Annotated in this window: 7 protein-coding genes and 1 pseudogene; 2 read left to right on the top strand and 6 right to left on the bottom strand. The window is 59.3% G+C overall.

The features are described 5' to 3' along the window. From AC6RA8_RS17550 to AC6RA8_RS17575, 6 genes and pseudogenes are all read right to left on the bottom strand, one after another. Positions 1 to 188 (bottom strand): annotated as a pseudogene (locus AC6RA8_RS17550) (cation acetate symporter); the annotation flags it as partial. Positions 189 to 193: 5 nt separating this feature from the next. Next, the gene (locus AC6RA8_RS17555; RefSeq protein WP_500354406.1) at positions 194 to 478 is read right to left on the bottom strand and encodes a DUF4212 domain-containing protein; all 285 of its coding nucleotides are present in this window, start codon (positions 476 to 478) and stop codon (positions 194 to 196) included. A gap of 249 nt (positions 479 to 727) precedes the next feature. Continuing rightward, positions 728 to 1315 (bottom strand): adenylate kinase, encoded by a 588-nt coding sequence (locus AC6RA8_RS17560; RefSeq protein WP_500354418.1) that lies wholly within the window; start codon positions 1313 to 1315, stop codon positions 728 to 730. A gap of 35 nt (positions 1316 to 1350) precedes the next feature. Next, the gene (gene acs, locus AC6RA8_RS17565) at positions 1351 to 3324 is read right to left on the bottom strand and encodes an acetate--CoA ligase (RefSeq protein ID WP_500354408.1); all 1974 of its coding nucleotides are present in this window, start codon (positions 3322 to 3324) and stop codon (positions 1351 to 1353) included. Positions 3325 to 3691: 367 nt separating this feature from the next. Beyond that, on the bottom strand, positions 3692 to 5653 hold the full coding sequence (locus AC6RA8_RS17570; protein WP_500354410.1) for a sensor histidine kinase: 1962 nt from the start codon (positions 5651 to 5653) through the stop codon (positions 3692 to 3694). Between the two features lie 9 nt (positions 5654 to 5662). Then, positions 5663 to 6679, bottom strand: coding sequence for a replication initiation protein (locus AC6RA8_RS17575; protein WP_500354412.1), 1017 nt, complete (start codon positions 6677 to 6679; stop codon positions 5663 to 5665). A 621-nt stretch (positions 6680 to 7300) separates the two neighbouring features. Between AC6RA8_RS17575 and AC6RA8_RS17580 the strand changes: the two genes are divergently transcribed. Both AC6RA8_RS17580 and AC6RA8_RS17585 read left to right on the top strand, forming a co-directional pair. Further along, positions 7301 to 8503 carry an AAA family ATPase gene (locus tag AC6RA8_RS17580; RefSeq protein WP_500354414.1) on the top strand — a complete coding sequence of 401 codons (1203 nt, stop codon included), beginning with the start codon at positions 7301 to 7303 and terminating at the stop codon, positions 8501 to 8503. Then, on the top strand, positions 8500 to 8828 hold a 329-nt coding region (locus tag AC6RA8_RS17585), incomplete at its 3' end, for a ParB N-terminal domain-containing protein (RefSeq protein ID WP_500354416.1). The genes AC6RA8_RS17580 and AC6RA8_RS17585, both read left to right, overlap by 4 nt.

Here is an 8828-nt window from a genome sequence, read left to right on the forward strand (position 1 = left end):
GCCATCGAGATGAAAGAGGCCGCCGACATCCAGTCGGCCGCAGTCGCCATACCGTTGGTGACAGGGTGCACGCCGCGACCGGCAGCGTAGAATTCGCTGGTCGAACCCGCACGGGCCCAGACAGCGATGCCGATGTAGAGCGCAAAAGACGCGCCCACAAACAGCAGGTTAAGGGTAAACTGGTCCATCTCTCTTACTCCTCGTCCACGCCGTATTGCTTGTCGAGCTTGTTCATCCGCCAGGCGTAGAAAAAGATCAGCGCAAGGAAGACCAGGATCGATCCCTGCTGCGCGAACCAAAAGCCCAGGTCAGTGCCACCCACTGAAATCCCGCTCAGCGCGGGGCGCAGGATGATGCCAAAGCCAAAGGACACGAGTGCCCAAATGACCAGTGAGATCAAAATCATGCGGACGTTGGCCGCCCAGTAGCCCTTGTCCGCTTCGGACGCTCGGGCAATGTTTGTGGTTTCTTCCGCCATGGCGGCTCCTCCTTTGGTTTCAGTGCGGGACCGCGCGTGGCCCCGTTGGTCGGTGCAGTCCGCCAGCCAAGCCGGTTGCTGCGTGTTTCCTCCACTCTGCGCACCGTTGACCGTCCGTGCTTTGATACAGGTCATAGGCGGTGCAACACGGTCCCGGACAAGCCGGGACCACCCCATCCCCCACGCACACGGGGGACAGGCGCGGCCAAACACGTGCCGCGTGATAGATTTGTCAGGACACGCCGGTTGTTAGGTGGCGGCGTCCTTCACCATCCCCGACAGGGTCGCCGCGATCGCGTCGATCTCTCCCATCGCGTCGAGGGATTGCAGCACGCCCTTGGCATGGAAATAGCCAATGAGCGGCGAGGTCTTTTTGTAGTATTCCATCAGCCGCAGCTTCAGGCTTTCGGCATTGTCATCCGCCCGAACCGGCTGCCCGGCTGCGCGCGCTTGCTCCGCTCGGCCAACAATCCGGTCCACAAGGATCTCGTCATCAACCTGCAACTCGATCACCGCATCCAGCGTGTGCCCAGTTCTGTCCAGCAGCGCGCCAAGTGCGTCGGCCTGTGCCAAGGTCCGGGGGAAACCATCAAAGATAAATCCGGTCGCATCGCTGCCAGTCAACTTCTCTTCGATCAGGCCGATGACGATCTCATCAGTCACAAGCTCCCCACGCGCCATAACCTCGGCCACGCGATTGCCCATCTCGGACCCCGACGATTTGGCCGCGCGCAGCATGTCGCCGGTCGACAGCTGCACCATGCCGTGTGCGTCGACCAACCGCTGCGCCTGCGTTCCCTTGCCCGCACCGGGAGGTCCAAGCAGGATCACGTTCACAGGACGGGTCTGCGTGTGTACGGTTGCACCGTCCATCAGTCGTCACTCCGGTTCATACGGTTTGCGATCAAGTCATCGACAACCGATGGATCGGCCAAAGTTGACGTATCACCGAGTGAGCCAAAATCATCCTCGGCAATCTTGCGCAGGATACGGCGCATGATCTTGCCCGAGCGTGTCTTGGGCAGACCCGGCGCCCACTGGATCAGGTCGGGCTTGGCAATCGGGCCAATCTCGGTCCGCACCCAGGTTTCCAACTCCTTGCGCAGCGCGTCGCTGGGTTCCTCACCGTTCATCAGGGTGACATAGGCATAGATGCCCTGCCCCTTCACCTCGTGCGGATAGCCTACGACTGCGCTTTCAGCGACCTTGGCATGCGCCACCAGTGCACTCTCCACTTCGGCGGTCCCCATGCGGTGGCCGGATACGTTGATCACGTCATCGACGCGACCGGTGATCCAATAGTCACCATCGTCATCACGGCGACAGCCATCGCCCGAGAAATAGTAGCCTTTGTAGTCACCGAAATACGTCTTCTCGAACCGCTCATGGTCACCCCACACGGTGCGCATCTGACCGGGCCAACTGTCCTTGATGCACAGGACCCCTTCGATCCCATTTCCATCCAGCTCGACCCCGCTTTGCGGATCGAGAACCACAGGCTGCACACCAAAGAATGGCTGCTGTGCCGATCCGGGCTTCAGGTCGGTCGCACCCGGCAGCGGTGTTAGCATGTGACCGCCGGTTTCGGTCTGCCAGAAGGTGTCGACGATGGGGCACGCGCCCTTGCCGACGACCTCGTGATACCAGGTCCAGGCTTCGGGGTTGATCGGCTCACCGACCGAGCCAAGCAGGCGCAAGGACGACAGATCGTATTTCTCAACCCACTCATTCCCGGCACCCATCAAGGCGCGGATGGCGGTCGGAGCCGTGTAGAACTGCGTGACCTTGTGGCGTTCGCACACGTCCCAGAACCGGCCCGCATCGGGGAAGGTGGGCACGCCTTCGAACATGATGGTGGTCGCACCATTCGCCAGTGGGCCATAGACGATGTAGCTGTGGCCCGTGACCCAACCGACATCGGCCGTGCACCAGAACACGTCACCTTCGTGATAGTCGAAGGTGTACTGATGGGTCATCGCCGCATAGGTCAGATAGCCACCAGTCGTGTGCACAACACCCTTCGGCTGACCGGTCGAGCCAGAGGTATACAGAATGAACAACGGATCCTCGGCACCCATCTCGGCAGGCGCGGAATAGTCAGACGCTTCCAGCGCCATCTCGTTGTAGTCATAATCGCGGTCGGTCCAGGTTGTCTGGCCACCGGTCCGCTTCACCACCAGGCACTTCACGCTGTCCTTGCAGTGCAACAGTGCGGCATCCGTGTTCGACTTCAGCGGCGTCTCTCGTCCGCCTCGGGGCGCGTAGTCGGCGGTGATGACAACCTTGGCGTCACAACCGTTGATCCGCGCCCCGAGGGCGTCCGGGGAGAATCCGGCAAACACGATGGAGTGGATGGCACCGATGCGGGCGCAGGCCAGCATCGCATAAGCGGCTTCCGGGATCATGGGGAGGTAAATGACAACCCGGTCGCCGTTTCGCACCCCAAGCTCTTCGAGGATGTTTGCCATCTTGCAAACAGACCTGTGCAGGTCGCGATAAGTGATGTGTTTCGGTTCGACCTTGGACGTATCATCCGGTTCCCAGATGATGGCCGTCTGATCGCCACGTGTCTCAAGATGCCGGTCGATGCAGTTGGCCGCCACGTTCAGCGTGCCATCTTCGAACCAGCGAATGTCGATATTCCCAGGCTCAAACGACGTGTTCTTCACCGTCGTATAGGGCTTGATCCAGTCCAGCCGCTTGCCCTGTTCCCCCCAGAAGGTTTCGGGGTCAGCGACAGACGCGGCATACATCTTGGCATAGCCTTCGGCGTCCAGATGGGCGCGGGCCTTCGTCTCATCGGACGGCGGAAAAACGGCCGAGTTCGGCGTGTTTTGAATATTCATGGGTCTCCTCCGGTTTGGGGTCAGATCCGCTTTTCATCGGCTTCTTCACCCGGGGCGTGCATCACTCGCCTGTTGAGGGTGACCATACACGGTTTTGTAAAATCGTGCTTTGTGCACTGGTCTTGAACAGTTTTTTTGTAAAGGAATATTCTGATACGCAGAGCTCTTTGTAAACTTTTTTAAATCGAGTCCGATTTTTCCATGTTTTTCTGCGGCATAGCATTTTCCCGTAAAAATAGAACGGTATCCGTTTGTATACTGTTAGCGTAAGACAAGTTGACACCGTAGCCTGTGACAAATTGTCAACCAACGCCGACATACGGAGACATACCCAGAATCACGGAGGCCGTAGAGGCCCGACTCGGTGCTACGCGCTGGCAGACAAAGCGTCGGTTTCCTGCTCGGCTGTCGGCAACCAAATCTCGAAACAGGCACCACCGTCCTGGCGGTTGTGCGCACTGATCAGTCCCCCGGCCCGCTGGATCAATGTCTGCGAGATTGACAGGCCCAACCCAGTGCCCTCGGCCTGCTTGGTGGTGTAGAACGGCGCAAAGACGTCATCGACCTTGTCCGTTGCTATGCCTGGACCGGTATCTGACACAGTTACGCAGACGCCGGATATGCCATCACGCTCAACGTCCATGGTCTGTAGCCTCAGCACCCCTTCAGACCCCATGGCCTGCACCGCGTTCATGATCAGGTTGATCAGCACTTGCTGCAATTCACCAGGATCAATGCGCACGTCGTTCACAGCATCAAACTGCGTTTCCACTTCGATATCGGATTGCGAGATCACGTGATTGACCAGAACCAGACAGTCGTTCACCACCGGCTCCAGCGGCACGGTTTGTTCCAGATCTGCAAACTCACCCGGTCGCGCAAATTGGAGCAGTTTGCCAACAATGGTCTGGATGCGGGCAATCTGGCGATCGACCAGCCCCAGCTCGGTCCGGATGGCGACACCGTCTTCCCCAAGGCTCTCTCGGATCACATCCATGTTGCCCTGGATAACAGCCACCGGGTTGTTGATCTCGTGCGCGACACCTGCAGTGATCTCACCAATCGAGGCGAGCTTTTCACTCATCACCAGCTGTCGAAACGTCTCTTCCAGTTTTTCATTGGCGCTTTGTAGCTGGGCCGTGCGCCTTTCGACGCGCACGTTCAACTCGTCATTCAGTGTGCGTAGTTCCTGGTCTCGCTCCTGCAACTGGTCCAGCAGGTCATCAAGGTGGCCAGCGACTTCGCCAATCTCGCCTGTGCCCCCCTCTTCGCCATTGCGCGCTGACAGGTTGCCCCGCTGCACCAGAAACATGGTGTGGGTCATCCGTTCAAGCGGCGCAAAGATGCCCTTCGCCAACCGCAAGAACACTGGCGCCGACAACAACAGCACGGCAATGAAAGCGGCGAGAATCGCAAGGAATGCATTGCGCTTGGCGACGGTAAACGGCTCTTCCAGAAATCCGACATAAAGCATGCCGACATAGTCCCCGAAACTGTCGGTCAGCGGCAGGTAGCCTGAGATGTACCAGTCGTTGACGACAAAGGCCCGATCCAACCATGTCTGCCCCTCGCCCAGCACCTTGCCCCGCACCGCCGCCGACACGCGGGTGCCAAGCGCGCGCACATCCTCGAACAGGCGGACGTTGGTGGACACGCGCACGTCCTCCAGAAACAGCGTCGCCGTCCCCTGCCGCGCTCCACCACCCGCGGCGTCCTGATACACCAGCGCGTTGATCGTATCGATGAAGCCAAGGTTGCGGTTCAACAGGATACCGCCCACCAGCACCCCATCACGCCCGGGTAAGGTCACAGGAGTGGCCGAATGGATCACCATGCCGCGATCCTCCACCGTACGATCCGTCGGCACGGCGGCTTCTGTATCAATCAGCGGCAGACGCGCACGCTCCGCAAGATCGGGCGAGATCGCGGCCAACATCTCTCCGTCAAAAATATCGATCTCCGTGCGCCCCTGCCCTTGCGCCGCACTTTGAATGACAGGCCAGACATCCGTCATGTTGGCGCGCGGCAAGAAGTACAGAAAATCCAGACCAAGCGTCGCACGCTTTTCATCAAAGAATGCATCGCGTCCCGATGGGGCCGTTTGTGCAAACTCAACCGACCCGGCAACAGCCTGCAACTCGTCCCCTGTCTGGACCATCAGCCGCGACAGGTATTGTTCAGCAATCCGCAGATCACTTTCCACATTGGCGATCAGCACCTCGTCGTAATCCGCCGTCCACCGCGTCATGCCAAGGAACAGCAGAAGCGGCATCAGCACGACCATCGGCGCAAGGGCTAGGATCAACAGACGGAAACGAACGGAGTTCATAGGTCCACGCTAGCGCAGCGGGTTGTTTTCCGCAAAGCTCCGGAAAAAGGCGAGGTAAGCACGATCCGCATCGCGCGGCGGCTCTTTCCCCGCCGACCAGGACCGCCACTCCTTTTCCACGTGGTAGATGTCATAGCCCGGATAGCGCAGGCGCGCCGTCTCGTAGGTTTCGGTGCGCAGTGCTGGGCCCGCGGCCTCAAGCCATGCTGGCCGGGGCTTCAGGTCCTCCGTCGTATTGGTCATCCGTGCCTTGCGTCCGATCTTGGAAAAGGACAGCTCGCGCTCCGTCTCTGCCGTCCCTGCCCCATCCTTGCGCCACCACTTGAGCTCGATGTGCGTGACCCGTCGCCCGGTCTTCACAGGCTCGATCTCGACCACGTAGTCCGACAGCATGTTCACCTCGGCCACCGCCGGCTCAATCGCCCGCAGCTTCAGGTTCGACCAAGAAGTCAGCTTGCCCTTGGGCACGCCCAGCACCCCGCGCAGATCATCCAGCGCAAATTTCTCCGACGACCGGTAGCGCAGGTTCCCCCGCTTCTGGATCATCTCATAGAGGGTCAGCGCATATTTGGAGCTCAGCGCAAACATCACTTCACGCTGAAGCCGGGCAAAAACAGTCGAGTCCTTGATGATCTTCCGCAGTCGCTGTGGGATCTCGTATTCGAGAACCCCGTCCCGCCGCGTCGTCTCGATATTGCCGCCCAGGAGTTGCACCCGCTCGATGGCATCCTCGCCCTCATGCGTGACCTTCACCTTGACGATGGCAGACATCAATCGCTCGACCGACTCCCCTACCCTATCATTGGAATTGTGGGATCCGCGCAAATCGGATTTCGAGATCACATGCGTCACCGGCTTCTCAATCGCGTCCCATGCATTCTCCAGAAGCTGGTTGTAGATGCGCCTGTCGGCCAGCGTCAGCGGCGTAACCTCGACCAGATCCACCAACTCGCCCGGCTTCACCAGGCTTTGTGCATTTGGCCGGGCGTCAATGGTCCGGTAGGATTGGGTTGGGCGTTGCGCCATGCTGCTCTTCTCTTACCTCTGACGGGCAGTGTGACGTAAGAATAACAGTCCGCACCCGGTGCGTCCATGAAAACGGATGCACCCAATTTGTAAGGTTAAACGAGCAGAAGGGAATCAGACCGTTGCCCAAGTGATTCGAAATACACCCAAAAATCAAAGGGCTGAGTCGCTTCCCAATCTCACCCAAAAGGTAAGAGTTAAGACCCACCCGATACGTAAGTTTTGCGACCCCATGATGTAGGAATTCCCGCCCCAAGACGTAAGCCGAAACACCCCGGTTTGTAAGGTTTGGGTTCTCTTTCCTCATAAATTTCAATCTGTTGCCCCGCCAGAACACTGAACACTATGAATATTGAATAGAGGGGTGTCTTTTAGTGGGGGTTTTGGAAGTACCCCTTGGCAACGGCCAGGTCGAAACTGCCAATCGCATACATAGTGGGTTCTGTTGCCGCACAGATGCGCTAAACTTCCGAACAGAGGACAACGGCACGATGAATTCCAATCATTGAGGCCAAGTCCGCTAGTTTCCGCTTTTTTCCGCTCCACCCGTGAAAGTTTGCACTTGAGGCAAACGCCCACACCCGTCATGATTCGGACCAAAGCCCCCATAAGAGGTTCATAATGGAGCAGTCCGCCCTACCCCCGGTCTCCCTTGAGGAGCTGGACAAACTTGCCACCCGCGCCTCGACCGTCATCGACCGTCTGCGCGATCGGCTTTACGCGCCCGGGGCTCAGAAAACGCTAGACCTGCGGTTCAACGTCAAACGCGCCGCAGACATGGTGGGCCGCAGCGACAAGTTGATCCGCGATGCCGAGGCGGATGGTCGTCTTCCCATGCCTGAGAAAGACACTAACACGGGGCGTCGCACTGGATATTCACTGGCCGACGTCAACCGGATGCGGCAGGTGTTCGGCACCCTGCCCCACCGGGCCGAAAGTGACCCGGCGATGGTGCTGGCGATCCAGAACTTCAAAGGCGGCGTGGGGAAATCCACTATGGTCTGCCACTTCGCCCAGCACCTCGCCCTGCAAGGCTACCGCGTCTGTGTCGTGGATTGTGACAGCCAGGCCAGCACCACCTCCGTGTTTGGCCTCAACCCCGACGTCGATGTCGATGAGGAGGAGGACACGCTCTACCCCTTCTTCCGTCACGGCGGTCCGCAGGACCTGTCCTACGCGCTGCGCGCCACGTATTGGCCCAATATCGCGCTAATCCCGGCCAACCTCGGTCTCTATGACGCCGAATACGAATTCGCGGCCCGCATGGCGCGGGAGCAGGTGTTTGTGCTGGACCGTCTTCGCAACGGTTTAGAGACGATTAAGGACCGGTTCGATGTTATCCTGCTGGACCCGCCCCCTGCCCTCGGCATGCTATCCCTCTCGGTGCTGCGCGCGGCAGATGCGCTGGTGATCCCTGCCCCGCCCAACAACATCGATTTCGGCTCCACCGCGCACTTTCTGAAGATGCTGGGCGCAACACTGAACGAACTCGCCCGCCACGGGGGTACGCGCGATTATGCCTTCGTTAAGATCCTCGCAACCAAGATGAATGACTCGAAATCGGCGCATATGGCGATCAAACGGATGATGGACGCGGTCTTCCCCATGGACATGTTGCAATCGGTGCTCAAGGACAGCGCCGAAATCGACAATGCCGCGGCGAACCTGTCCACCGTCTACGAACTGACCGGCCCGGCCACCCGGACCGAGACGCACAAACGCTGCCGCGCCTATCTGGATGCCGTCTGCCGCGAGATCGAGGTGCTGATCCGCAAGACCTGGCCAAGCCATCACGCGCAACTGCGCAAGGAGGGACTGCTATGACCCGCAAGCACGATGCAATCTTTGACGATGTCCTGAGCGATCTGGAGGCCGCGCCTGATGCGTCCGACCGCGCTGGCGCCCGCTTCCTGAAACGCACCACTGCGATCAGCGACCGCCTGGCCGGAGAGGTCGAGGAAAAGACCCTGCGCTGGGTCGATCCGGCCCGTTGCCGCATGTGGGACCGGCACAACCGGGACTACGCGTTGCTGACCGAAGATAACTGCCGCGACCTGATCGATGGAATCCGCTCTCAGGGTCAGCAGGAGTTTCCGGCCATCGTGCGGCCCGTGGACGATGAGGAGTACGACTTCGAAGTGATCTGCGG

This window comes from Tateyamaria sp. (genome assembly GCF_059783535.1).

Coding starts and splice junctions, on each gene's coding strand:
- AC6RA8_RS17555 (WP_500354406.1), bottom strand. CDS start 478: ATGGCGGAAGAAACCACAAACATTGCCCGAGCGTCCGAAGCGGACAAG.
- acs (WP_500354408.1), bottom strand. CDS start 3,324: ATGAATATTCAAAACACGCCGAACTCGGCCGTTTTTCCGCCGTCCGAT.
- AC6RA8_RS17570 (WP_500354410.1), bottom strand. CDS start 5,653: ATGAACTCCGTTCGTTTCCGTCTGTTGATCCTAGCCCTTGCGCCGATG.
- AC6RA8_RS17575 (WP_500354412.1), bottom strand. CDS start 6,679: ATGGCGCAACGCCCAACCCAATCCTACCGGACCATTGACGCCCGGCCA.
- AC6RA8_RS17580 (WP_500354414.1), top strand. CDS start 7,301: ATGGAGCAGTCCGCCCTACCCCCGGTCTCCCTTGAGGAGCTGGACAAA.